Origin of the sequence: Enterobacter sp. NFIX59, assembly GCF_900113755.1 — a bacterium.
Taxonomy (GTDB): Bacteria; Pseudomonadota; Gammaproteobacteria; order Enterobacterales; family Enterobacteriaceae; genus Enterobacter; species Enterobacter pseudoroggenkampii.
Genome location: NZ_FOQN01000005.1, coordinates 134406 through 159010 on the forward strand (window position 1 = coordinate 134406; position 24605 = coordinate 159010).

Consider the following 24605-nt stretch of genomic DNA (forward strand, 5'->3'; position numbering starts at 1 on the left):
CCCCCCCTGATTATTCAAAAAATAATTTGATTGCTTTAGGATCCACACCATAATGGGCCTGTGTATATCCATTCTCATCCGTGACGCCACGAATAACCTGTCCATCCTCTGTCTCGATCCGATAAGGAATGTACGGTTTAGGCTGATTATTAGCCTGATCTTTTATTTGGAATCCACCATTCATAGGATTATGAAACTCGGGATCACTCACCGTCACAGGAGAAAGAGCCTGTTCAAGCGACGCACTTCCCCCCCATAAGATAGACCCGCTTTTGAGATCTATTTTACCGGGAGCTCCGATTTCCACTGCGCCGTCTTTGATTTTTATATAGGCACCACCTTTACTAGTCAGGGTTATTCCCTGAGCCGCGTTCAACACAATCTCACTGCTGACGCTGTTGAGGTTCATTGCTTTGTCAGACTGAAGTCGCATGGCATCGGTTTGCGCCTGAATATCCACTTTGCCTCTTGCGGCGAATATCTTCATCCCCATCTTTTGGGCAAATAAGCTTATGGCTTCACCCGCAGCTACAGTGAGTTTTTTCATTATGCCCATATCCACATTCTCACCTGCAGTTGCAGTCAGCGTATGACCTGCAGAAATCTGGATATTTTTTGGTGTCACAAAACCAATACCGGCAGGCGCTGAAGCCAGTAGTCCAGCCCCTTTTAATTGCGCAAGAACCTTACCAAGCTGTTGTTGAGACCCCGTATCGGCTTCCATTGCTCCGGATGCTTTGGCGCTTTCTGCCAGGGAGGTCACCAGCTGTAGCGCGTCCTGTAACTGTGCAACAGCTGCATTCATATCCAACATTTTTCCCTGCGCTTTGGGTTGATCATCGGCGCTTATGAAAATTCCTTTTCCACCCCGGATACTCACCCAGTCATCCGTTCGCAACTCAGCGCCTTCACCGCGCAATGCCCTTTCTGCATTAACCAGGTGTCCTAAATTAAGCTGCGTCTTACCCCCGTACTCCGTGCTGAGCTTGATATGCTCCTCACCCCGCTTGTCCTCCATCCTCAGCTTGTTCAGGCCGGCTGTGCGGATAACATTGCGCGTGCTGTTGGCCTCAGTGACGTGGTCGACGTGGCGGGAGTCGTGCATGGCATGGGCAATATACGGCCGATCCGGATCGCCTTCATGGAAGGCAATGGCGACTTCAGTACCCTGGATCAACGGGAAGTGGAATCCGTATTTGTCCCCACCATAAGGCTTGGCAAAGCGCACTGGCATGCTTTCCATGCCCTGCTTTTTATCATCACGGTCGGCATCAAACTTCACCCGGTACATGCCGGATGCATCCTGCCAGGCGTAGATGTCGTTATCTTTGGCACTGGTCACACGCGCCATCAGGGTGCCGCTGACCACCGGACGCTTTTTCGCGGCTGGACGCCAGCATCGGTTCTCGTAGTACGGCATCGCTACCCATGTCACTTTCAAGGCATTCTTACGGCTGCCGTAGTAGCCAGTGCGGATAATAACAACACCATTCTCCGTTTCACGGGGTAGTGTCGGCGAGATAGCGGTTTCGGTAATGGTAAGAACCTGCGCCGGGCCCAGGGTGTGGTCCGTACTGCTGCCGGTCACTGTAGTCTGGGCGGACAAAAAACGTTCATGCTCCAGACGAGCCCAGAAGTTACCGGTTTCGGTTGCAGGGGTAATTTTGTCACCCCGCTCGAGGTGACGCGGACGATAGTGATACACATCACCATAAGTGATACCGTCACCGTCGCCCCGGGTCATGTCTGCCGGGACGGACGTCAGAATATTCTGCGCTTCGCGATGGTTATAGTCGCTGGCGGTGACCGAACGTTCCACCACGTTGTGCCAGACGTGGATATCCCACACCGAGTCAACGGCATTGTCATTGGTGCCCGAAGGGCTGTTAAGTGGCAGTTTTTTATCGAATGTCCAGGCGCTCTGCTTATCCGCAAAGTGCACCACTTCAGTCTGGGTATCCGGTTGAAGGGTGAAGAAGTAAAAAATCCCCACCTCAGCCAGCAGACGTTCGATAAACGCGAGGTCACTTTCCTGGTACTGATTTATCTGTTCCCGTTTTGGGTAGGTTTGTTTAAGCTTGAATTCATATTCCCACCCCTTCAAACCATGCTCACCAAGAATTTGCTCTACCACTTCAGGCACTGATTTGTTGACGAAGAAACGGTGAGTACGAAACTGCTTATCCAGTAAGGATATAAAAGGTTCCAGAATAATTTCATACGTAACCTGATCGCGTGAACCGGCCAGGCGTCGGAAATTTGTCACCACACCATGAACAATTTTACCGACAACAGAATCTAATAGTTTCCCCACCCCCATGCTCAGCGTAGCGGTTTTACTTAACATCATTTCAGCCGTAAGATCCGGATGTGAACTGGTAAAACGAATGGTGTAATGATAGAGAGCACTCATTTGTTCTAAACCATCAAAACGTTCCACATCCAATGGATAAGGGCAGGAAGGAATATCCAGTTTATAGCGATTAAGGATACCCTCTGTCATTTTAAATGTATTTTCCATTTCTATAATTCCTGTCCTGGGTTAGAATGATATTAAATAGAACCAAACTCAACAAACATTATAAATATTACCTATAATGCCCCCATTCATCATAAATATATTTCAAGGCGAATTTATAAAGTCCATAACCTATGAGAAAGGCTACTATACCTGCCCCACCCAGAATAAAGCGGTAAGGATCGGCTGAAAAAAAGAAACAGTAGAAAGAGTAAACCATACTGATAGTTCCTAGCGTCATCCCGATACTGGCTACGATCCGTGAAATAATGATAAGTATAAAATCCTTTATATTCATAAACCTCCAAAGAAGTATTCGCAGACATTATTAAACTCTTCAGGATTTATCTTTTCAATTTCACAAGCCGTCTCATAAGGCCTAACAATGTCCTCAACAAGATAATAAAAAAGATCAAAATCACCCATACTGTTTAATTTCTCATACATTATGGGGTTTCTTTCACGCAAGTACCGCGATGTATAAATAGATCTTGATGCCTCAGCACCAACTCCCAATACACCACCAGCAACAGAACCAGAAAAAAAGGCACCAACTCCTTGAGATATAATCGCCCTTCCGAGGTTAACCCCCGTAAACTGCGAGAACATCATTTTACCTATAACACTTCCAGATATATTTCTTGAAAAATATGAAATTTTCTGCGTGTCTACATGAGAAACAAAATCATCTATAAATGGTTTAATAACCTTATAAATAACCTCATCGTTAAAAGTTACTTTTTTAACCAGTGCTGCTAACCGAAATTTATCATCCTGATTCTCTCTGCGGTGTTCCGTATCTATAAAATCATAGCCAAGATAGGCAAGGCTGACGGGTAAGGAAATAACACCTTTCGCCACAGCACCGATAAACCCAGCCCCATCGATATGAATGGCCTCAAGCATATCTCTGGCAATCTCTTTTGCGCTGTCCATAATTGCTACCCTTTAGATAAACCAGTTAATCAAACGCCAGCACAATCCCTTCTTCGTCATCCCAGCCCAGCGTCAGGCTGTGTGGCTTCTGCTTCGCGGCCATGTGCGTGAGCAGCTGCTGGCTCAGCACCGGCAGAATTTGCTGATTGAGCAGGCTGTCGACGTTGCGTGCGCCGGTGTCCGGCTGCAGGCAGGCGGCAGTCAGGACGTCATACAGGCTCTCATCAATGTGCGTGGTCAGGCCGTAGTGTCGATGCAGGCGCTTGCTAACCTGTAACAGCTTCATTTCCACGATGGTACGCATAGCCGCTTCCGCCAGCGGACGGTAAATGACGATCTGGAAGCGGGCCAGCAACGCGGGCTGGAAGTGATCGCGCAGTATCGGACGCAGCAGCTCGTGAAGATCGCCTTCGCTGGCCTCCGGCTGTTCGTCGAGCAGCTGCATCAGGTGGTCGCTGCCAAGATTAGAGGTCATCAGAATAACGGTGTTACGGAAGTCGATTTCACGCCCTTCACCGTCGCGCATAAAGCCGCGGTCAAAGACCTGGTAAAACAGGTTCATCACGTCGCGGTGGGCTTTTTCGACTTCATCGAGCAAAACCACACTGTACGGTCGCTTGCGCACGGCTTCGGTCAGGATCCCCCCCTGGCCATAACCGACGTAGCCCGGCGGCGAGCCCTTTAGCTGGGAAACCGTATGTGGTTCCTGGTATTCAGAGAGGTTAATCGTAATAAGTGACTTCTCGCCGCCGTACATGACATCGGCCAGCGCAAGCACGGTTTCAGTTTTCCCCACGCCGCTCGGCCCCACCAGCAGGAATACGCCCTGCGGGCCATTCTCGGAGATGAGACCCGCTTTTGCCGCACGCAAACGCCGGGCGATGGCCGCGAGCGCTACATCCTGCCCGACGACACGTTTACCCATTTCATTTTCCAGGATCAGCAGTTCGGTCTGGTCATCTTTCATCAGCGATGACAGCGGAACGCCTGTCCAGTCAGCAATCACGTTGGCAACGGTGCGTACATCCACATCCAGAGAGAGCAGCGGGTTGCTGTGCTGCATGCCGTTCAGTTCCTGCTGCAGCGCGTGCGTCTCGCTTTGACGGGAGATGTCCTGGCGGCTTTCCAGCAGTTGTTCGGAGAGTTTCAATTCCTGCCCGTACTGCGTTTCAAGCTCGTCGAGAGCAACGATGAGAGCGTTCTCTTCCTGCTCAATGACGGTCAGGCGTTCACCATGGCTCTGATTGCCGACAGCAATATCTTCCAGCAGCGCCTGCTTCTCTATTTCAAGTGAGGTAATCTGCGAGCGAATGCAGGTCAGCTGTTCCGGCACCGTGTCGAGGCTCATGCGGACGCGCGCTGCGGCGGTGTCGAGCAGATCAACCGCCTTGTCCGGCAACTGGCGGCCCGTCAGATAGCGGCGGGAAAGCGTAACAGCAGCGCGCACCGCATCGTCGGTAATGTGCACGTGATGGTGCTCGGCGTAACGAGATTTCAAACCACGGAGCATCAGGCAGGCGGTGTCGTCGTCAGGCTCATCGACTTTTACCATCTGGAAACGACGCTCCAGGGCCGCGTCGCGTTCGAAGTACTGCTTGTACTCGCTCCAGGTAGTGGCCGCAATGGTACGCAGTTCGCCACGCGCCAGCGCCGGTTTTAGCAGGTTCGCTGCATCGGCGCCCCCTGCCTGGTTGCCCGCGCCGATGATGGTATGCGCTTCATCAATAAATAGCATGACCGGGGACGGGGATTGCTGCACCGCATCGATAACGTTTTTCAGCCGCTGTTCGAACTCGCCTTTCACGCCTGCACCGGCCTGCAGCAGGCCCAGGTCAAGGGTACGCAGAGTGACCGTTTTCAGTGATTCAGGCACATTACCCTCGGCAATACGCAACGCCAGACCTTCAACCAGTGCGGTTTTCCCCACGCCCGGCTCACCGACCAGAATCGGGTTGTTTTTGCGGCGACGAGAGAGGATATCCACCATCTGGCGGATTTCTGTGTCACGGCCAAACACCGGATCGATCTTCCCTTCCTTCGCTTTGGCGGTGACGTCGAGGGTGAATTTATCCAGCGCGTTCTGCAGCGCAGGACTCAGTTCCCCCTCTTTCATTTCCGCACCAGCCGGACGCCCGACAAACTCCACCTCACCACCATGATTCTGTGCCAGCTCGGCTTCGCGCTGCATTTCCGGACGCTCATCCGATTGCGCATCCAGCAAAGGTCGCAGACGTTCCAGCTGGCTCTGAGCAAGCGTTAACAACGGCCAAAGGCCGTCACAACGTGCCAGTTTTGGTTTTTCCACCAGCGCCATCAGCAGATGGACGCTGCGAATGTGCTCTTCGCCATTGAGCGAGGCCAGTAGCCAGGCTTGCTGCATCAGAGTCTGGATGTCATCAGAGAGCTGGGGCCGATGGCGCACGGAGCGAGGTTGTCTGTCGAGCCAGCCAAGCAAATCCTGCCAGATGCCATCCATATCCCATTCATAGCGACGCGCCAACACCGTCAGGTCACCTTCCCCCTGCTCCAGCAGCTTCAGCAGCCAGTGCTCCGGCAGAATTTCGGCATGGGCACGGGTCTGACAGAGCGAAGCTGCGCCTTCCATCGCTCGGGCACAGTAAGGGTTCAGACGACGTAACAGGATGGCTGGATTTTCCATGAGATTCTCTCTTTGTCGGTTCCTGGACACGCTACCGCCCCTCGCTGTTCACCAAAGCGCATAAGGTCAGGCAGGCAGATTGTTTTTTCTTTGCTGAGTGCCCGCATCTCAGGCACTCAGCAAAAAACTGCGGACAGGAAAACCTGCCCGCATCAGGATTACGCCGTGGCGCGTTCGTTCCAGGAATCGGAATGAATGATGTTGCCGTCTTTGTAGGTCCAGGTGATTTTTTCGTAACGCAGTTCAACGCGTTCAAGGTGGTTGTGCTTCTCTTTAGAAGAATCCTTGATGTCATACATTTCAGGATTCACTTTCACTACCTTCACGTTTTCCAGTTTGGTGTTGAAGTACTCCACTTCCTGGCCCGCGTCGTTGATTTTGTACCACTTGAATTCAGCGGATTTCAGGGTCTGACCGGTGGTCACCGCCTTGTACAGGTACGGGCTGGAGGAATCGATTTCCTTCGTGAACTGGAACGGCGTGTGGATACGGGTGCCGGTCAGCTTGCCGGTGTTGTTGTCGGTTGGGATGTACAGGTTATGCTCCTGTGCAACCACTTCGATGCTGCCTTCACGATCCTGAACGTCAACAGACCCTTTGATGTCCGCGCCGCCGTCGTCCTTCAGCCAAAGATAAACAGGAATTGCCATGTTAATTACTCCGTTTTATTTTCTGAGACGCCATCATCCTGCGATGGCGCCGGGTGTTTGCCGGGTATCTGACAGGCGTTGGCCTGCGGTACCAGACTGATTTCGACACGGCGGTTGAGCGCTCGCCCTTCCAGGGTGTCGTTGGTTGCGACAGGACGGCTTTCGCCATAGCCCTGCACCGCAAAACAGCTTTCGGGCACGTCGCCCGTGTCCCGCATCCAGTTGCGCACCGCTTCGGCGCGTTTCAGAGACAGCGTCTGGTTCAGCTGCGGATTGCCGGTGTTATCGGTATGCCCAGACACGACAATCAGCCAGCCTGGTTTCGCTTTGATGCCAACCAGTGAATTCACCAGCATCCTGGTGGAACCCGCATTCAGCACGGACTTGCCGGAATCGAACAGCGACATGCTGTCGAGGCGAATGGTTCTCGGTCCCTGGATGATTTTCTTAATGACCGGTGGAGGCGGTGGCGGAGGTGCCCAGTCGCTGAGAGCGGCCTCAACGAGCGGAACCAGGCGCAGCCCCTGATATAGTCCCAGGCGATAACGTAGTGGTTCCCCACGACGCAGCCAGTCGTCGAGCAACGCACCATCAGCCCGCAGACGCTGCTGCGCATGCAGTTTCGGTTCAACAGGCTTACCGCTCAGTTGGTGATACAGTGCAAGATGATCGCCAACGTTACGGATGAGGCGCTGGTTGTTCATCCAGGACGCCAGCATCGCCAACGCAAGGAAAATGCCCCCGAGTAGCCCGGCATAACCCCAGAATACCTTCCGACGGCTAATACCATGTCGGCGTGGTAACGCCGGCAGAAGCAGTTCAGGTAGCGGCAGTGGCTCTGTGGTCACGGCCGCATCCGGCGGCAGCGCCGTCACAGAGGTAATGTGCTGTTGCCAGAGATTGCCCGCGATACCGTTCACTCGCACCATGCACATGCCCTGCACACAGGGCTTCATCACGGGTAACTCACCCCGCCGTACCGACAACAAGTCATTCACCGCGCTCTTCTGCCAGGCAAGCAGACTGTCCAGCCACAGGATCTGACTCAGACGGGAAAAACGTCCGTCTGACCCAGTATCCCGGGCCCACTCCGTCAGTGACACATTGCCCTGACCAGGCTGATAGACCTGAATACCGCTCCGCTGGCTTACCGTGGTAAACCAGACAGGCTCGGCTTCCCCATACGCCGCCGGTGGTGACACCCAGGTTACGGTCCATAATGGAGGGAGCGTGCCGAATGCCGCGCGACACTGGACGACAGCACGCTGCCAGCCCCGAAGAGACTGGGTAAAATCATCGCTGGATATGTGCTGCTCAGGCACAACCGCCAGCATGACCGAGATTTGCGACACCAGAGCCGGGCGCACCAAACTCAGGTGCTGTGCTAAGAGCGGTAGTTGCTCTGCATCCTTTACCCACAGATACCAGCCCTGCCGGGTTTCCCGGTAACGGGTTCCGGACACAAAGAGTGGAGCGTTATCACCACAGACAAAGATAACCGCCCCCTGAAAATCTTCCGGCGGCAGGCTTTCATCCACGATCTCACGAACAGCGGTTGCCCTCGCCAGAGAACCCCGACGCTGGCACCAGAAAATAACTCCGGCCGCCAGAGCAACCAGAAGACCGAGTGCTACACGGCTGCCCGTGGACAGTGGCCAGAATCCCAGAACGAGCCACAGCGCCAGAATGGCACCCAGGGCAGTTAACAGACTTCGGTACATATCCCGCATCGCTTACCCCGGCCTGACGATCTGGCTTACCAGTTCGGTAAGCGAAGACGAAAGGAAGAACCAGAGCGCTGCCAGGGCGACAGCGGCCACAACCCAGCTCAGCCAGTACCAGCGACGGCCGCTGCGCAGACGCGATGCGCGGGCAACAATGGGGGCATCTTGTGCCAATGTGAAGGCGGGCACCCGCTCTGCGAGAGCGCGAACAATATCTTCCCTACGCTCATCATCCTGAGCGCGATACTGTCCCACGAACCCCAGTTGCAGAGCCCGGTACATACAGGTCAGGACGGCGGTATCAGGGGCTGTTTCTTTCAGCAGGTTACGGATCCTTTCCCACAGCTCTTCACCTGCGTTGAGGGTACCAAAGAAGTGTGCCTGCAGCGGGTCACGGCGCCAGGTCAGGTAGCCAGCATCGGTGGTTCCCCGGTTCATCACGCTCTCATCAAGCAGTGCACACAGGGTATACACCATATGGTCACGGCTGATGTCGCTGTAACCAGCCTCAGTGAGCGCCGCTTTCGCCTCTTGCACCAGACGGCAGGCCCTCCGGTATAGCCCTTCCCCGTCACGGACTTCCTGACCGCCCCGTATCTGGCTGGCCATCAGCCAGCCCGGGTAGAAAATACGTTCTATCTGGCTGAGTTCAGATTTATTCATGTACGCAGCACCGCAAAGAGTTCGAGATCAACATCCCCCAGCGAGCGCGGGGTATAGAAGGTGCAACAGCCCATCTCAAGCATGGCGCGAGCCGCCTCACTGCTCAGATCCAGCGAGAAATACTGATTCTCAAGGCGCAACGGGATAGCGGCCGGAACATGCGTCAAAGGCTTAATCAGCATCCCACTCAGCGCTACATTCACCACATCCGAAACATCATCAAAGCTGCCCGCTTTACACAACTGCGGGAATTTTGTCTGAAGCTCATGGTTCGGCATGGAAGAACGTACTGAGAGGTAGAAGTCCGCCCCTTCGCGCAGACGCGCGTCGTGCAGGGCACCTTTCCAGATCTGGTCCTGATGCTCGAGGTGGATTCTTACGACCCGCGACGGCAGGCTCGCTTCAAAGAGCTTGTCCAGCAATGCCAGCAAAGGCGGGAATACCCGTTCCGGTGCATCGTGCTGATAAGCAGGAATGTCCCCGGCGTCATGTTCCAGGGAGAATGTCAGCAGGCTGCCGGCAAGACGAGTCAGTTCGCGGTACAGGAGTTCCGGGTGACGATCGGGCGTCTGCAGAAGTTCCGTTAACACCGGCTCGGCGCTGTTCAGCGCATTCAGCAGCCAGAACAGGGAGACATCCGCGACAGCAAAGTCTGCCATCCGCTCATTGCTTTCACGGCGCATAGCCATCAGGCGACGGCGGCGGGCCTGCAGACGAACCAGCAGGTCACCCAGTTCGGTGGCCAGCGACGGGCTTGCAGAAAGGGAAAGCATCGGCGGAATGAAAGCCGGGTCCCGGCTCCACTGCCCCTGAGCATTACGCACCAGGCGGGTCACCGGACAGGTCAGGTATGCCGTATTTTCCTGGCTGGACAAACGCAGGGTCAGCGCATGACGCAAAATGGCCAACTCCCCGCTTTCATGACCAGCCAGTTCCTGCACCACCACACGTTCGGCTTTCCAGCGACGCGGGCGTTCACTGTCCTGTCCGTTATCGAGGTTGCCACCACTGGCGCTCAGCAGCGGCAATGCGGCAACCACCTCAACAGCCTCTGAGCCGTTTGCGGCAGACAAATCACAGACCGGCGGAATATTATCCGCCAGATCCGTATCAACAATCGTGCCATCCTGGAAACTTACGACCAGACGGATGGCATTCAGACGCGAGAGCGCAAGTGCAGCATCATCAAATTCTGCCGCAACCACGCCCCAGGGATGAGAAATACCCATCCGGGCGACCATGCTGGCAACGTGCTCACTCCAGCGGACCTGCTGCTGGAACTGTTGCGGGGCCAGAGCGGCCCCATCCTCCCAAAGTGGGCGGTAAATTTTCATCCCTGATCACCCCTCGCCTTACGATTTCGCTTTCGGCATCTGGGAAACCAGCGACAGGTTTACGTCCATCCCTTCCACCTGGAAGTGCGGGATCGCATACAACTTCACGCGGAAGAAGCCCGGGTTATCCTCAATATCTTCCACCACCACTTTTGCATCACGCAGCGGATGAGATGCCTGCAGTTCGTCGCCCGGATCGGTCATTTCGGTCACCAGACTGCGGACCCAGGTGTTCAGCTCCAGCTCCAGAAGTCGGCGATCCTTGGTGGTACCGATGTTCTCGCGCTGAATCAGCTTCAGGTAGTGGGCAATACGCGACAGCAAGAAGATGTACGGCAGGCGGGCGTTGATGCGGCTGTTGGCCGTTGCATCTGCGGTATCATACAGCGCCGGTTTCTGGGCGGAGTTGGCTGAAAAGAAGCAGGCGTAGTCGCGGTTTTTATAGTAGGACAAAGGAATAAAGCCCAGATTCGCGAACTCGAACTCACGTGTTTCAGGGATCATGACCTCAGACGGGATTTTTACCTGATTGCCGGTACCCAGGTCATAAAGATGGATAGGCAGATCCTGAACCGCACCGCCAGCCTGCGGGCCACGGATTTGTACACACCAGCCATTATTGATAAAGCTACGCACCATGTTGGACGCGAAGGCAAACGACGCATTCGTCCACAGGTATTTGTCGTGATCCGGACCTTTGACTTCTTCAACATAGTTGAAGCTGCGAACCGGAACAGTATCCGGGCCATACGGCAAACGTCCCAGTACGCGGGGCATCACCAGACCGATGTAGCGAGCGTCGTCCGTATCGCGGAACGATTTCCACTTGATGTACTCTGCGCGGTCAAAATAGTTACCAATATCTTTAATCGCCGCGACGTCTTCCATTGACTCCTTGAGGAAGAATTTTGGGCCTGCCGAGCCGATAAACGGCATATGTGCAGCTGCGGATACTTTAGAGATGTTGCGCAGCAGAGCGACATCCTGAGCTGAAGCATCGAACTCATAAGCGGAAATCAGCGCCGCAATCGGCTCGCCGCCCGGGGTATCATATTCATCAATATAGGCGTGTTTATACAGACCACTCTGGATGATTTCCGGGCTGTCTTCAAAGTCCTGGCGCAGGTCTTCTTTAGACATGCTCAGAAGCTCAATTTTCACGTTCTGGCGAAAATCCGTTTTATCAACCAGCGACTTCACGCCGCGCCACAGGCTCTCAACCGCCTGAAACTCTTCATGGTGCATAACGGCGTCGAGCTGGCGGCTTATCTGGTAATCGAGCTCAGCGATGTGGTGATCGATCAGGCTTTTATCCAGTTTTTCGACCTTCGAGCCTGCCTTGGTCAGGCATTCCAGAAAGACCTGCATACCTGCGGTGAGACGCTCGTCAGCGGTCGCATCCGACATTGCCTGCGCATCTTGCCAGATATCCAGCGCGCTCAGCTCGGAGACAGGGTTCAGATTGATTTTCTCAAACAGTGAGGCGTATACCCCACCCACAGCAGGGCGTTCCAGCACCACGCTTTCCCCGCCAGCAGTATTATTTTGTACAGACATGAGCATTCCTTGATTAATCCGTTAAAACAGCATGATGGTTAAGGTTTTTTTGAAGCCAGTGCGGATAGTTCATTTCGCAACTCAGCACTAAGTGACTGGTCAAGAACGATTTTCTCCAGCTCTTTTCGGAAAGTCTGGTTATCCAGCAGGTTGGCTTTCAGATCGCGGAGCAAGTTGCGCATCGCCAGCATCGCCTTCAGCTGTGGAATTTGGGCTGCCACCTGCTCTGGCGTGAAATCTTTCATGCTCTGGAAAGTCAGCTGAATGTTGTCCTCACCACCATCGTCAGACAGCGTATTTTTAACGGCCAGATTAACTTTTGGGGAATATTCGGAAAGAACGCTATCAAAATTATTTTTCGTGATGTTAACTTTTTCACGCTCAGATATTGAAGAAGACTCCCGCCCATTACTGAAATCACCTGTAACCAGTAATTTCAATGGCAATTCCATTTTCTTGCTTGCCCCGCCAGTATGCAGGTCAAGCTTCAGGTTAATACGTGCCTTAGGCACCTCATTCTGAAAACTATCAGCCATCTCATCACCCCTTTTTGTTTTGGTATGCCAACTTCACGGTATCGTTCTTGATGCGCAATATTAGAATAATGATCGAATCAAAATCAAATACACAGATCTTTTATCTGAGATAAGAAATTTCTTAAGAATTTTCCACTAAAACATTATGGCGAATTACTCTGCCATCTCAGAAAAAGACACTGCTTTTGGTATGCAAACCGAATATTTGTATCGAAAAAATGATCGCATACAGATAGACGGCAGGAAAAATACGTTATATTGATTTGCATCAAAATGTTGAGACCAAAAATCATGAATTGAGGGCAATGTATTATTGCAGCACGATAAAAACAGAATACTTTTCAATAATGGATACAAACTGAATTATTGGTTGCATAAATAATACATGAGAATTTTCACATGGAATTTTCCTATTCGCGAATGTTGAAGCGATAAATAAACTTCACAAGTGCGTAATCGGTCACGAATAAGTACGCAGCTCTTTTATCCACACACCCTCATCAGAAGATGCTCTCTCTTCCCGGATAGGGCAGACGGCATACTCTTGCATGCGAGTGATTATAAAATCTGTAAAATCAAGCACCTTCCAAACTGCCGCTTTTTTAATCAAAAACGAGTAATAGCACATATCGTATAACGGTGCTACATTACGCCGCCCGCCCAAATCAGCAGTGGCCAGGCAACGCCGTAAAGTTCGGTAAAGCCTGCAACCATCACCTTGAAGAACGGTCTTATCGGCACGTCGTATCGCAAACTCTGCGCTACCTTTACAGGCTTCACATAGGTTTTACTATTTTGTCTCAATCCAAATTTCAACGCGCGTTTTTACACCCGCGTTACTGGTTTACATGGTTTGGTCTTGGCGTTCTCTGGCTGCTGGTTCAACTTCCGTACCCTGTACTGCGTTTGCTGGGGTCGAAACTGGGCAGCGCTTCCCGCTTCTTCCTGAAACGTCGCGAATCCATCGCGCGTAAAAATATTGAGCTTTGCTTTCCGCAGTACAATGCCGAAGAGCGCGAGAAGCTCATCGCTGAAAACTTTAAGTCTATCGGCATGGCGCTGCTTGAAACCGGCATGGCCTGGTTCTGGCCGGATGAGCGTGTCCGTAAGTGGTTTGATGTAGAAGGACTGGATAACCTTAAACGCGCGCAGATGCAAAAACGCGGCGTGATGGTCGTTGGCGTTCACTTTATGTCGCTGGAGCTGGGCGGCCGCGTGATGGGGCTTTGTCAGCCAATGATGGCAACCTACAGACCCCACAACAGTGCGCTGATGGAGTGGGTCCAGACGCGTGGCCGCATGCGTTCCAATAAGGCGATGATCAGCCGTAATAACCTGCGCGGTATGGTCGGTGCTCTGAAGAAAGGTGAAGCCGTCTGGTTTGCACCCGATCAGGATTATGGACGTAAAGGCAGCAGCTTTGCGCCCTTCTTTGCGGTGAAAGACGTTGCGACGACTAACGGCACCTTTGTCATTTCGCGTCTGTCGGGCGCTTCCATGCTGACCGTAACGATGGTGAGAAAAGCAGATAAGTCAGGCTATCGTCTGCACATCTCCCCTGAAATGGCTAACTATCCGGAAAACGAGTGCGAAGCCGCAGCGTTTATCAATAAAGTCATCGAAACTGAAATCATGCGTGCGCCAGAGCAGTATCTGTGGATGCATCGCCGTTTCAAAACCCGCCCTCTTGGCGAAGCCTCTCTCTATATTTAAGTCTTTCAGGAAGGTTAGTTTCGCTAAGAAACTAACCTTTTCAATCACCTGTCATCCCGTTGAGAAGCCCTCTTTCGTTGCGTCGCCCAAAGTGAATTTATTGCGATGCGAAATCAAACTGTCGCCGTTCCACGACACTCGTAAGTAACGGAAATTATTTAAAAAAATGCCTCTTGTCACCCCTCATTTTTAGGCGTACATTAGCGCCGTCTGGCAACAGGAAAGCACAGAATTCTGAGCTGGAGTGAGCGGCGTAACGGGAAAATTCTCATTTCCGTTTTGACCGGATTTCAGTTCTCTATAATCAGGTGGACTCTGTTTTTAAATGCGTACCACAAGATACGCGGAGCGATGAAACGTGAAATATTTCTTTATGGGCATTTCGGTGATTGTTTTAGTCTGGGCCGGAACCTTTGCCCTGATGATCTAGTGAAGAATATGCAGTCAAAAAAACAGGAGCCATCGGCTCCTGTTTTTTTATGTCATGACGACGCGGGATGTTCAGCGGCGCTCTTTGAAGTGAGAAGACCGTCGGCCCGGAACATACTCTTGATGCCCCTCACCGCCTGACGGATACGATCGCTGTTTTCAATCAGGGCAAATCGCACATGGGTGTCGCCGTAATCACCAAAGCCAATGCCCGGTGACACACACACCTTCGCATCCTGCAGCAGCTTTTTGGCAAACTCCAGCGATCCCATCGCCGCGTACGGCTCCGGAATTTTCGCCCAGACGTACATGGACGCCTTCGGCATTTCCACCATCCAGCCTGCTTCATGCAAGCCCTTTACCAGCACGTCACGGCGGCGCTTATACTGGGCGGCAATCTCGTGAACGCACTGCTGGTCGCCTTCCAGGGCAGCGATAGCCGCGACCTGTAGCGGCGTGAAGGTACCGTAGTCGTGGTAACTCTTAATGCGCGCCAGTGCGCTCACCAGCGTTTTGTTACCCACCATAAAGCCAATACGCCAGCCTGCCATGTTGTAGCTTTTTGACAGCGTAAAGAACTCTACCGCCACGTCACGCGCCCCCGGGACCTGCATAATGGAAGGGGCTTTCCAGCCGTCATAGACGATGTCAGCGTAGGCTAAATCATGAACCACCAGCACGTCATAACGTTTAGCCAGGGCGACGACTTTCTCGAAGAAATCGAGCTCCACGCACTGGGCCGTTGGGTTCGACGGGAAACCGAGGATCATCATCTTCGGTTTCGGATAACTTTCGCGAATCGCACGCTCCAGTTCGTTAAAGAAATCGACACCTTCCACCAGCGGAACGGAACGGACCTGCGCCCCGGCAATCACCGCGCCGTAGATATGGATCGGGTAGCTTGGATTAGGCACCAGCACCGTATCGCCATGATCCAGCGTGGCCAGCATCAGGTGTGCCAGCCCCTCTTTCGAGCCGATGGTGACAATCGCTTCACTTTCCGGATCGATATCAACCTGATAGCGATCCTGATACCAGCGCGAGATCGCGCGACGTAATCTGGGAATACCGCGAGAGGTTGAGTAGCCGTGCGTATCCGGACGCTGGGCAACCGTGCAGAGCTTTTCAACGATATGCGGCGGCGTTGGGCCGTCAGGGTTACCCATGCTGAAATCAATAATATCTTCGCCGCGCCGACGCGCAGCCATTTTCAGTTCAGCAGTGATATTGAAAACATAAGGGGGGAGACGATCGATACGCGTAAAACGGCGTTCAGGACTGAATTCAGCCATAGATTCCTCAGATTAACGTTAGCGCCCGGACCGTCCGAGCGACGCTGCCACCGATGTGGCATGCTTAGAAAATAACCTGAAAAAAATCATGCTGTCGAGAGGGAAATGAAAAAAAAGCGATCGCCTGAAAACCGGAACCCGGCAGTGCCAAAAAGCGGAAGCCCCTGTTTCAGGGTTGGCTTTCTGATAGCCGTTATTTAACAGGATGATATCAAAACAGTTACCTGACGATGCGCTGGTTATAAAAAATCAGGCCGTGTCCGTTACCGCCGGACAATCCCCTTTAAGATTTATGGTTTTTCCTCATTTGATAAACCTGACGGATAGCTGGTCAATACGCGCCAGGTTTTTTATCATGGTTCTTTCCCGTTTTCCCAGGTCTACTCGTGCACGAAATATTCACTATGCTGCTGGCGGTTTTTGACCGTGCGGCATTAATGCTGATTTGCCTGTTCTTCCTCATCCGCATTCGCCTGTTTCGCGAGCTGTTGCACAAATCCGCCCACTCGCCAAAAGAGCTGCTGGCCGTTACCGCCATCTTTTCGCTGTTCGCCCTGTTCAGCACCTGGTCAGGCGTGCCGGTAGAGGGCTCGCTGGTTAACGTGCGCATTATCGCCGTGATGTCCGGCGGAATTTTGTTTGGCCCGTGGGTGGGCGTTATCACCGGCGTGATTGCCGGAACCCATCGCTACCTGATTGATATCGGCGGCGTAACGGCGGTGCCCTGCTTTATTACCAGCATTATCGCCGGGGTGCTCTCCGGCTGGATCAGCCGCAAAATCCCGAAAAAACAGCGCTGGCGCGCCGGGATCGTCGCAGGCATGGTGTGCGAAACGCTGACTATGATCCTGGTCGTCGTCTGGGCCCCCACCACCGCGCTGGGGCTGGATATCGTCTCGAAAATCGGGATTCCGATGATCCTGGGCAGCGTGTGCATCGGTTTTATCGTGCTGCTGGTGCAAAGCGTTGAAGGGGAAAAAGAAGCCAGCGCCGCCCGTCAGGCCAAGCTGGCGCTGGATATCGCCAACAAAACGCTGCCGCTTTTCCGCCACGTTAATGCGGAATCGTTGCGTCAGGTCTGCGAGATTATCCGCCACGACATCCACGCAGACGCCGTCGCCATCACCAATATTGACCACGTGCTGGCCTATGTTGGCGTCGGGGAACACAACTATCGCGATAATGATGACACCATCAGCCCGACCACCAGACAGGCGATCAATTACGGTAAAATCATTATTAAAAACAATGACGAAGCCCACAGAACGCCGGAAATCCACTCCATGCTGGTTATTCCGCTGTGGGAGAAAGGCGTCGTGACGGGCACGCTGAAAATTTATTACTGTCACGCGCATCAGATCACCTCCTCCCTGCAGGAGATGGCGATTGGCCTGTCGCAGATTATCTCCACTCAGCTGGAAGTCTCCCGTGCAGAACAGCTGCGTGAGATGGCAAATAAGGCAGAGCTGCGCGCGCTGCAGAGCAAAATCAATCCCCATTTCCTGTTTAACGCGCTGAACGCGATCTCCTCGTCCATTCGTCTTAATCCGGACACCGCGCGCCAGCTGATTTTTAACCTGTCCCGCTATCTGCGCTACAACATCGAGCTGAAAGATGACGAGCAGATCGACATCAAAAAAGAGCTGTATCAGATCAAGGATTACATCGCCATTGAACAGGCGCGCTTTGGTGACAAGCTCACGGTCATTTACGATATTGATGAAGAGGTCAACTGCGTGATCCCGAGCCTGCTTATCCAGCCGCTGGTCGAAAACGCGATTGTTCACGGAATTCAGCCCTGTAAAGGCAAAGGGGTGGTCACCATCAGCATCACCGAAAGCGGTAACCGGGTACGCATTGCCGTGCGCGATACCGGCCACGGGATTGACCCAAAAGTCATTGAGCGCGTGGAGTCTAACGAGATGCCCGGAAATAAAATCGGCCTGCTGAACGTGCACCACCGGGTCAAGCTGCTTTACGGCGACGGACTGCATATTCAGCGTCTTGAGCCGGGCACCGAAATTGCTTTTTACGTCCCGAATGAGCGTTCTCCCGTTCATTCGACAACATCACTGTTGCCCCAGGTGGAGTAACCCATGAAAGTTATCATCGTAGAAGATGAATTCCTGGCTCAACAGGAACTCACCTGGCTTATCAACACCCACAGCCAGATGGAGATTGTGGGTACGTTTGATGATGGTCTGGACGTGCTGAAGTTTTTGCAGCATAACCGGGTCGACGCCATCTTCCTGGATATCAACATTCCGTCGCTGGATGGCGTATTGCTGGCGCAAAACATCAATCAGTTTGCCCATAAGCCGTTTATCGTTTTCGTTACCGCCTGGAAAGAGCACGCCGTTGAGGCCTTCGAGCTGGAGGCGTTTGACTATATCCTTAAGCCTTACCAGGAGTCGCGGATTGTCAGCATGCTGCAAAAGCTGGAGGCCGCATGGCAGCAGCAGACCGCCCCCGCTAGCGCCACCCCAACGGTACGGGAAAACGACACCATTAATCTGGTCAAAGATGAGCGCATCATCGTGACGCCGGTCAATGATATCTACTATGCCGAAGCCCATGAAAAGATGACGTTTGTTTATACGCGGCGGGAATCTTACGTGATGGCGATGAACATCACCGAGTTTTGCAGCAAGCTGCCTGCGTCGCACTTTTTCCGTTGCCACCGGTCGTTCTGCGTGAATTTAAACAAGATCCGCGAGATCGAACCCTGGTTTAACAACACCTACATTTTGCGCCTGAAGGATCTGGATTTTCAGGTGCCGGTGAGCCGCAGCAAGGTGAAAGAGTTCCGCCAACTGATGCACCTGTAAAGAAAAAGCCCTCTCCCGCGGGAGAGGGCCATGCATCAGAGAATTTGACCGAGAACCTGACGCAGGTGGGCACCCGACCCCAGCAGGCCTGGATTATCATGCACGATCAGATAAACCGGAATGTCCTGCACGTAGCTTCTGAAACGCCCTTTATCCTCAAACCCGCCGCGGAAGCCGGAGGCTTTGAAGAAGTCGAGGAAGCGCGGCACAATTCCGCCTGCGATATAAACGCCCCCGAAGGTGCCCAGCGTCAGCGCCAGGTTGCCGCCGAAGCGTCCCATAATCACGCAAAACAGCGACAGGGCACGACGGCAATCAATGCAACTGTCCGCCAGCGCGCGTTCGGTGACGTCTTTCGGCTGCAGGTTTTCCGGCAGACGACCGTCAGATTTCACAATCGCACGGTACAGGTTCACCAGCCCCGGACCCGAAAGGACACGCTCGGCGGAGACGTGGCCGATCTCAGCGCGTAATTCTTCAAGGATAATGCCCTCTTCTTCGCTGTTTGGCGCAAAGTCTACGTGGCCGCCTTCACCCGGAAGGCTCACCCAGCGCTGAGCAACGTGCACCAGATGTGAAACGCCCAGGCCGGTACCGGCCCCGTAAACCGCAATCGGCTTACCTTCGACAGGTTCAGCGCCGCCAAACTGGATCAGATGCTCCGGCTTCAGCATCGGGATCGCCATGGACACCGCGGTGAAGTCATTGATGATTTCAAGATGCGCAAAGCCGAGGTTTTTTTTCATCTCGGCGATGGAGAATGCCCAGGTATGGTTGGTCATTGCGACCCAGTCGCCGGTTATCGGGCAGGCAATAGCGATGCAGCCATCTTCAACGCTAACCTGATGCTCGTCCAGATAGACGCGGACAACGGCCTCAAGGCTTGGATAATCCAGCCCTGAGTAGGTTTTCGCCCGGGAAATTTCACCGCTACTTACATCGCATAATGCGAGGCGCGCGTTCGTGCCGCCCACATCACCTACCAAAGCATACTTTGTCATTCTTCTACTGCTCCGCTAAAGTCAGAATAAATCTTTGGGACACTGTAAATTCAAGGCGTGATAACAACAACGGCCGTAAGGTGAATGCCCATGGATTATCGATCTTCGTCACAGAATAACTTTACCGTTTCAGCACCTTTTGCACTATTGCCATAAAGCTTAATGTGCAAAGTAACGTAATACCGTTTTGTACAAGGAAATCATCATGCTCCACCCGCGAGCCAGAACCATGCTGTTGCTGGCCATTCCGGCGCTAATCATTGGCGTGGTTTCAAGCCTGGTGCTCATTGTCGTGATGAAAGTCGCGTCGGTGCTGCAAACACTATTATGGAACGCACTTCCTGCAGGACTGGGCGTCACCGCTGACTCCCCTGCCTGGATCGTTGTGATGCTAACGTTGACCGGTATTGCGGTGGGCCTGGTGATCCGTTTCAGTCCTGGCCATGCTGGACCAGACCCGGCACAGGAACCGCTGATTGGTGCCCCGGTTTCTCCTTCGGCACTGCCGGGGCTGATTATCGCGTTGATTCTCGGTCTGGCCGGTGGCGTCAGCCTGGGACCAGAGCATCCGATTATGGCGGTCAACATTGGCCTGGCGGTTTTCCTCGGTTCACGCATTTTGCCCCGCGTCGGCGCGCTGGACTGGACCATTCTCGCCTCCGCAGGCACCATCGGAGCGCTTTTCGGTACACCCGTCGCTGCCGCACTGATCTTTTCGCAGACGCTCAGCAGCAATAACGACGTCCCCCTCTGGGATAAACTCTTTGCGCCGCTGATGGCCGCCGCCGCCGGGGCGTTGACCACCAGCCTGTTTTTCCATCCTCATTTTTCCCTCTCACTCCCCCACTACGGCCAGATGCAAATCGCCGATATTTTCAGCGGCGCCATCGTCGTTGCTATCGCCATCGCGCTGGGGATGGTGGCGGTATGGTGCCTTCCACGTCTGCACCGGCTAATGCATAGACTCAAACACCCGGTGTTAATTCTGGGGGCTGGCGGTTTGATCCTCGGTATTTTAGGGGCAATCGGTGGGCCGGTGACGCTGTTTAAAGGTCTGGACGAGATGCAGCAGCTGGCCTTCAGCCAGGTATTTAGCGTCTCCGACTATCTGCTGTTTGCCGTAATCAAGCTGGCAGCGCTGGTGGTGGCGGCCGCCTGCGGTTTCCGCGGTGGACGCATCTTCCCGGCGGTCTTTGTTGGCGTCGCGCTGGGGCTGATGCTGCACGAACATGTCGATGCGGTGCCGGCGGCGATTACCGTCTCATGCTCTATTCTGGGACTGGTTCTGGTGGTCACGCGCGACGCGTGGCTCAGCCTGTTCATGGCGGCGGTAGTCGTACCGGATTCGACGCTTTTCCCTCTGCTTTGTATCGTGATGTTGCCCGCCTGGCTCCTGCTGGCGGGCAAACCGATGATGATGGCCTGGCGAAACGACAAGTAGTCAGGCGTTATTGCGCGCTTCCAGCGCTTTGGTAAGCGCCCCCAGCAGCGGTGGGATATCTGCTTTCGGCAGCATCACCTCAATCAGCGAGAGCCGCTCGTGGTGCGCTACTTTTTCAAGGACGTCCGCCAGCTGCTCCGCTTCACTGACCCGCCAGCACTGGGCCTGAGGATCAAGGCTCAGTGCCTGCGGGATTTGCGTCCAGTTCCATAGCGCAATGTCGTTATACCGCTGCTCAGGCCCGTGGATCGCCCTTTCTACCGTGTACCCTTCGTTGTTAAGGACCAGAATGATGGGGTGCTGTTTATCCCGCAGCATCGAGCCTAGCTCCTGAATGGTGAGCTGTGCCGCGCCATCCCCCGTCAGCACAATTACGCGCCGGTTCGGGCAGGCCGTTTGTGCGCCAAATGCCGCCGCCAGCGTATAGCCGATCGATCCCCACAGCGGCTGGACGATAAAATTCACGTCAGCCGGCAGACGAAGGTCGATCGCGCCGAAGGCCGAGGTGCCCTGATCCGCAAGAATGATGTCCCCCGGGCGGATAAACGTCTGCAACGTTTGCCAGAAATTTGCCTGCGTCAGCGAGCCATCCGGCTGCGGGTAGGCCATCGCGCTTTGAGAGGCCGGTACCGGCGTATCGTGTACGTGCTGTTTACACAGCTCCACCAGCGTTTCGATTGCCTGGAGCATGGGGATGCCGGTAAACCAGATATCACCGACGCGTGAGGCGTGAGGCTGAACTTCTATCGTTTGAGCCGGGGTAAGCTGATGCGTGAAGCCGGCGGTCAGGGTATCGGTAAATCGCGTGCCGATGCACAGCACGGTATCCGCCCCTTCAATCGCCTCTTTTACCGCGCCAGCGCTCGCCGAACCGCTGTACGTGCCGTAAAAACCGGCGTGACGCTCGTCAAATATGCCTTTACCCATCAGCATGGTGGCGTGCGCCATCGGCACGTCCTTGACCCATTTCTGTAGCGCATGCTTCAGGCCATGGCGCAGGACAAGGAAATCGGCCAGCAGCGCAGTACGCTTGCTCCTGGCAAGCCTGTTCTCTGCGGCATCCCGGAACGCTTTCAGGCAGGCGCTATCGGCATGCGCGTGCCGGAGCGTGAGAGCGTTTACAGGCGGTGTGGCGGCCTTTTTAGCCACGTCGGCGGGCAGCATCAGATAGCCGGGACGACGTTCCCGGAGCATGGTCGTTAATACCCGGTCGATTTCATAACAGGCGTTTTGTTCGGTCAGGATCGCCTGTGCAGCGGTGATCGGTTCGCTCATATGGTAAAAATGACGAAACTCACCGTCGCCCAGCGTATGGTGCAGCAGCTCACCTCTTTGCTGTGACGCCGTACCCGGCGCGCCCACAATATGCAAGACCGGAACGTGCTCGGCGTAGCTGCCCGCAATGCCGTTCATGGCGCTTAACTCTCCTACGCCAAATGTCGTCAGCAGCGCGGCGAAGCCCTTACATCGGGCATATCCGTCAGCGGCGTAAGAGGCGTTTAACTCGTTGGCACAGCCTACCCAACAGATTTCCGGGCTGTCTATCACATGGTCGAGAAACTGCAGGTTATAGTCGCCCGGCACGCCAAACAGATGATCGGCTCCACAATCTGTAAGACGGTCCAGCAGGTAATCGGCGACGCAGTATGGGGTACGCATAAACAGGTATCCTTCTAATGTTTTGACCTCACCTTGAGTATTAAATAAGCGTGATGGCTGTCCAGAATTGGCGATAAGAAGACCATGGAAAGAATGCTTTACAAAAAAGGCTGCGCTATGCTGCTTTTTTTCACGTAAATGTAAACGCATACACTGATTTTTTACTTCAGCGCCAGAGGTTACGAAAATGGGTTATCAGCCGGATAAAAATCGTTACGGGACAATGGAGTATCGCCGCTGCGGGCAAAGCGGGCTCAGGTTGCCCGCCATCTCGCTTGGGCTGTGGCATAACTTTGGTGACACCACCCTTATCGAAAACAGCCGTCAACTTTTACAGCGTGCGTTCGATCTGGGCATTACGCATTTCGACCTTGCCAACAACTATGGCCCGCCGCCCGGATCCGCGGAACGTAATTTCGGCCGTATTTTGCAGGAGGATTTCCTGCCCTGGCGCGACGAGCTGATCGTCTCTACCAAAGCGGGTTATACCATGTGGGAGGGGCCTTACGGCGACTGGGGATCACGCAAATATCTGCTGGCAAGCCTCGATCAAAGCCTGAAGCGCATGGGGCTGGAGTATGTGGATATCTTCTATCATCACCGGCCAGATCCGGAAACGCCGCTGCAGGAAACCATGAAAGCGCTTGACCATGTGGTGCGTCAGGGGAAGGCTCTGTATGTCGGATTATCCAACTACCCGGCTGTTCTGGCTCGCCAGGCGATTGATATCCTTAATGACCTCGGGACACCCTGCCTGATCCACCAGCCGAAATACTCCCTCTTTGAACGTGCGCCGGAAGCGGGACTGCTGGACGTGTTGCAGGAAAAAGGGGTCGGCTGTATTCCCTTCTCGCCGCTGGCTGGCGGACAACTGACCAATCGCTATCTGAACGGCATTCCTGCAGACTCACGCGCGGCAAGCGGCAGTCAGTTCCTTAAACCCGATCAGCTCACCGAAGAGAAGCTGGAAAAAGTCAGGAAGCTGAATGCCCTGGCAGAAAGTCGCGGCCAGAAGCTGTCCCAGATGGCGCTGGCCTGGGTATTACGCCATGAGAATGTGACGTCAGTACTGATTGGGGCAAGTAAAGCGGCGCAGATTGATGACGCCGTGGGCATGCTGGCAAACCGCCATTTCTCTGCGGAAGAACTGTCCCGTATAGAAGGCATTCTGAACAGCTCAAAATAGAACCACTTTTAGCAAAAAGTGCTCTCCCTCAGGAATTCGGAGTTGAGGCGATGAAACGAGGCTTTACCAACTCGTAAAATTGCGTTAACAGGCCCCACAAAGGCCCCGATCGTGAAGGAGAAAGAGTATGTTCAGGTCACTGATTCTTGCAGCGGTATTACTGGCTTCAGCCCCGCTGATCGCCACTGCGGGCGAAATCACCCTGTTGCCATCAGTAAAATTACAAATTGGCGATCGTGATGACTACGGCAGATACTGGGACGGTGGCTACTGGCGCGACCGTGACTACTGGAACCGTCACTATGAGTGGCGCGGAGACCGCTGGTGGAAACATGATAACGGCAGACACCGCGGCTGGTATAAAGACAGCGCCTACGAGCGCGGCTACCGTGAAGGGTGGAACGATCGTGATGACCGTCGCGGCGGCTGGGGTCGCGGCAAAGGTCACGGACATGGCCACCACGGTCATGACGATTAAC

Annotated in this window: 20 protein-coding genes; 7 read left to right on the forward strand and 13 right to left on the reverse strand. The window is 53.9% G+C overall.

All coding sequences use genetic code 11. From position 1 onward, the window contains the following. Nucleotides 1-10: 10 nt before the first annotated feature. The 10 genes from BM007_RS17230 to BM007_RS23245 all read right to left on the reverse strand — a co-directional run bounded on the left by BM007_RS17230 (nucleotide 11) and on the right by BM007_RS23245 (nucleotide 13357). Nucleotides 11-2521 carry a type VI secretion system Vgr family protein gene (locus BM007_RS17230; protein WP_090420018.1) on the reverse strand — a complete coding sequence of 837 codons (2511 nt, stop codon included), beginning with the start codon at nucleotides 2519-2521 and terminating at the stop codon, nucleotides 11-13. A 291-nt stretch (nucleotides 2522-2812) separates the two neighbouring features. Continuing rightward, nucleotides 2813-3454 carry a hypothetical protein gene (locus tag BM007_RS17240; protein ID WP_061714694.1) on the reverse strand — a complete coding sequence of 214 codons (642 nt, stop codon included), beginning with the start codon at nucleotides 3452-3454 and terminating at the stop codon, nucleotides 2813-2815. A 25-nt stretch (nucleotides 3455-3479) separates the two neighbouring features. Next, the gene (gene tssH, locus BM007_RS17245; RefSeq protein ID WP_090420024.1) at nucleotides 3480-6113 is read right to left on the reverse strand and encodes a type VI secretion system ATPase TssH; all 2634 of its coding nucleotides are present in this window, start codon (nucleotides 6111-6113) and stop codon (nucleotides 3480-3482) included. A 158-nt stretch (nucleotides 6114-6271) separates the two neighbouring features. Next, entirely contained in the window at nucleotides 6272-6763 is a 492-nt protein-coding gene (locus BM007_RS17250) for an Hcp family type VI secretion system effector (protein WP_090420027.1), read from the reverse strand. A gap of 5 nt (nucleotides 6764-6768) precedes the next feature. After that, nucleotides 6769-8493 (reverse strand): OmpA family protein, encoded by a 1725-nt coding sequence (locus tag BM007_RS17255; protein WP_090420032.1) that lies wholly within the window; start codon nucleotides 8491-8493, stop codon nucleotides 6769-6771. 3 nt (nucleotides 8494-8496) lie between these two features. Then, a complete protein-coding gene (gene tssL, locus BM007_RS17260) occupies nucleotides 8497-9150 on the reverse strand; it encodes a type VI secretion system protein TssL, short form (RefSeq protein WP_048990073.1) in 654 nt (217 codons plus the stop codon). Then, a complete protein-coding gene (tssK, locus tag BM007_RS17265) occupies nucleotides 9147-10484 on the reverse strand; it encodes a type VI secretion system baseplate subunit TssK (protein ID WP_090420035.1) in 1338 nt (445 codons plus the stop codon). Before tssK ends, tssL begins: the two co-directional genes overlap by 4 nt. Nucleotides 10485-10502: 18 nt before the next feature. Further along, the gene (gene tssC, locus BM007_RS17270; RefSeq protein ID WP_045909385.1) at nucleotides 10503-12047 is read right to left on the reverse strand and encodes a type VI secretion system contractile sheath large subunit; all 1545 of its coding nucleotides are present in this window, start codon (nucleotides 12045-12047) and stop codon (nucleotides 10503-10505) included. A gap of 32 nt (nucleotides 12048-12079) precedes the next feature. Next, nucleotides 12080-12577, reverse strand: a complete 498-nt coding sequence (tssB, locus tag BM007_RS17275) for a type VI secretion system contractile sheath small subunit (RefSeq protein WP_090420038.1) — start codon at nucleotides 12575-12577, stop codon at nucleotides 12080-12082. Between the two features lie 642 nt (nucleotides 12578-13219). Further along, complete coding sequence (locus tag BM007_RS23245) at nucleotides 13220-13357, reverse strand: hypothetical protein (RefSeq protein ID WP_159427010.1); 138 nt, start codon at nucleotides 13355-13357, stop codon at nucleotides 13220-13222. 12 nt (nucleotides 13358-13369) lie between these two features. Between BM007_RS23245 and lpxP the strand changes: the two genes are divergently transcribed. Both lpxP and ypdK read left to right on the forward strand, forming a co-directional pair. Further along, a complete protein-coding gene (gene lpxP, locus BM007_RS17280; RefSeq protein WP_090420251.1) occupies nucleotides 13370-14290 on the forward strand; it encodes a kdo(2)-lipid IV(A) palmitoleoyltransferase in 921 nt (306 codons plus the stop codon). A gap of 358 nt (nucleotides 14291-14648) precedes the next feature. After that, nucleotides 14649-14720 carry a membrane protein YpdK gene (gene ypdK / locus BM007_RS17285; protein ID WP_099458937.1) on the forward strand — a complete coding sequence of 24 codons (72 nt, stop codon included), beginning with the start codon at nucleotides 14649-14651 and terminating at the stop codon, nucleotides 14718-14720. Between the two features lie 52 nt (nucleotides 14721-14772). Here ypdK and alaC read toward each other — a convergent pair whose 3' ends face one another. After that, complete coding sequence (alaC, locus tag BM007_RS17290) at nucleotides 14773-16011, reverse strand: alanine transaminase (protein ID WP_090420042.1); 1239 nt, start codon at nucleotides 16009-16011, stop codon at nucleotides 14773-14775. Between the two features lie 386 nt (nucleotides 16012-16397). Here alaC and BM007_RS17295 point away from each other — a divergent pair, with 386 nt between their 5' ends. Both BM007_RS17295 and BM007_RS17300 read left to right on the forward strand, forming a co-directional pair. Beyond that, on the forward strand, nucleotides 16398-18104 hold the full coding sequence (locus BM007_RS17295; RefSeq protein WP_024907633.1) for a sensor histidine kinase: 1707 nt from the start codon (nucleotides 16398-16400) through the stop codon (nucleotides 18102-18104). Between the two features lie 3 nt (nucleotides 18105-18107). Continuing rightward, entirely contained in the window at nucleotides 18108-18839 is a 732-nt protein-coding gene (locus BM007_RS17300; RefSeq protein WP_024907632.1) for a LytR/AlgR family response regulator transcription factor, read from the forward strand. Between the two features lie 35 nt (nucleotides 18840-18874). On the opposite strand, the gene glk is transcribed toward BM007_RS17300, so the two are convergent. Beyond that, nucleotides 18875-19840 (reverse strand): glucokinase, encoded by a 966-nt coding sequence (glk, locus tag BM007_RS17305; RefSeq protein ID WP_048029635.1) that lies wholly within the window; start codon nucleotides 19838-19840, stop codon nucleotides 18875-18877. A gap of 205 nt (nucleotides 19841-20045) precedes the next feature. On the opposite strand from glk, the gene BM007_RS17310 reads away from it, so the two are divergent. Then, nucleotides 20046-21281, forward strand: coding sequence for an ion channel protein (locus tag BM007_RS17310; protein ID WP_048990063.1), 1236 nt, complete (start codon nucleotides 20046-20048; stop codon nucleotides 21279-21281). On the opposite strand, the gene ipdC is transcribed toward BM007_RS17310, so the two are convergent. Next, nucleotides 21282-22940 (reverse strand): indolepyruvate decarboxylase, encoded by a 1659-nt coding sequence (gene ipdC, locus BM007_RS17315; protein ID WP_090420045.1) that lies wholly within the window; start codon nucleotides 22938-22940, stop codon nucleotides 21282-21284. It abuts the gene before it with no gap. A gap of 187 nt (nucleotides 22941-23127) precedes the next feature. On the opposite strand from ipdC, the gene mgrA reads away from it, so the two are divergent. Together mgrA and BM007_RS17325 are read left to right on the forward strand one after the other, a co-directional pair. After that, nucleotides 23128-24126: an L-glyceraldehyde 3-phosphate reductase gene (gene mgrA, locus BM007_RS17320; RefSeq protein WP_090420047.1), complete on the forward strand. Its 999-nt coding sequence runs from the start codon at nucleotides 23128-23130 to the stop codon at nucleotides 24124-24126. A 127-nt stretch (nucleotides 24127-24253) separates the two neighbouring features. After that, the gene (locus BM007_RS17325) at nucleotides 24254-24604 is read left to right on the forward strand and encodes a DUF2502 domain-containing protein (protein ID WP_024907627.1); all 351 of its coding nucleotides are present in this window, start codon (nucleotides 24254-24256) and stop codon (nucleotides 24602-24604) included. Nucleotide 24605: the final 1 nt, after the last annotated feature.

What these genes read in the sequence shown, in the direction of transcription:
- BM007_RS17230 (WP_090420018.1), bottom strand. Translation starts at nt 2,521, where the DNA reads ATGGAAAATACATTTAAAATGACAGAGGGTATCCTTAATCGCTATAAA.
- BM007_RS17240 (WP_061714694.1), bottom strand. Translation starts at nt 3,454, where the DNA reads ATGGACAGCGCAAAAGAGATTGCCAGAGATATGCTTGAGGCCATTCAT.
- tssH (WP_090420024.1), bottom strand. Translation starts at nt 6,113, where the DNA reads ATGGAAAATCCAGCCATCCTGTTACGTCGTCTGAACCCTTACTGTGCC.
- BM007_RS17250 (WP_090420027.1), bottom strand. Translation starts at nt 6,763, where the DNA reads ATGGCAATTCCTGTTTATCTTTGGCTGAAGGACGACGGCGGCGCGGAC.
- BM007_RS17255 (WP_090420032.1), bottom strand. Translation starts at nt 8,493, where the DNA reads ATGCGGGATATGTACCGAAGTCTGTTAACTGCCCTGGGTGCCATTCTG.
- tssL (WP_048990073.1), bottom strand. Translation starts at nt 9,150, where the DNA reads ATGAATAAATCTGAACTCAGCCAGATAGAACGTATTTTCTACCCGGGC.
- tssK (WP_090420035.1), bottom strand. Translation starts at nt 10,484, where the DNA reads ATGAAAATTTACCGCCCACTTTGGGAGGATGGGGCCGCTCTGGCCCCG.
- tssC (WP_045909385.1), bottom strand. Translation starts at nt 12,047, where the DNA reads ATGCTCATGTCTGTACAAAATAATACTGCTGGCGGGGAAAGCGTGGTG.
- tssB (WP_090420038.1), bottom strand. Translation starts at nt 12,577, where the DNA reads ATGGCTGATAGTTTTCAGAATGAGGTGCCTAAGGCACGTATTAACCTG.
- alaC (WP_090420042.1), bottom strand. Translation starts at nt 16,011, where the DNA reads ATGGCTGAATTCAGTCCTGAACGCCGTTTTACGCGTATCGATCGTCTC.
- BM007_RS17300 (WP_024907632.1), top strand. Translation starts at nt 18,108, where the DNA reads ATGAAAGTTATCATCGTAGAAGATGAATTCCTGGCTCAACAGGAACTC.
- glk (WP_048029635.1), bottom strand. Translation starts at nt 19,840, where the DNA reads ATGACAAAGTATGCTTTGGTAGGTGATGTGGGCGGCACGAACGCGCGC.
- BM007_RS17310 (WP_048990063.1), top strand. Translation starts at nt 20,046, where the DNA reads ATGCTCCACCCGCGAGCCAGAACCATGCTGTTGCTGGCCATTCCGGCG.
- ipdC (WP_090420045.1), bottom strand. Translation starts at nt 22,940, where the DNA reads ATGCGTACCCCATACTGCGTCGCCGATTACCTGCTGGACCGTCTTACA.
- mgrA (WP_090420047.1), top strand. Translation starts at nt 23,128, where the DNA reads ATGGGTTATCAGCCGGATAAAAATCGTTACGGGACAATGGAGTATCGC.
- BM007_RS17325 (WP_024907627.1), top strand. Translation starts at nt 24,254, where the DNA reads ATGTTCAGGTCACTGATTCTTGCAGCGGTATTACTGGCTTCAGCCCCG.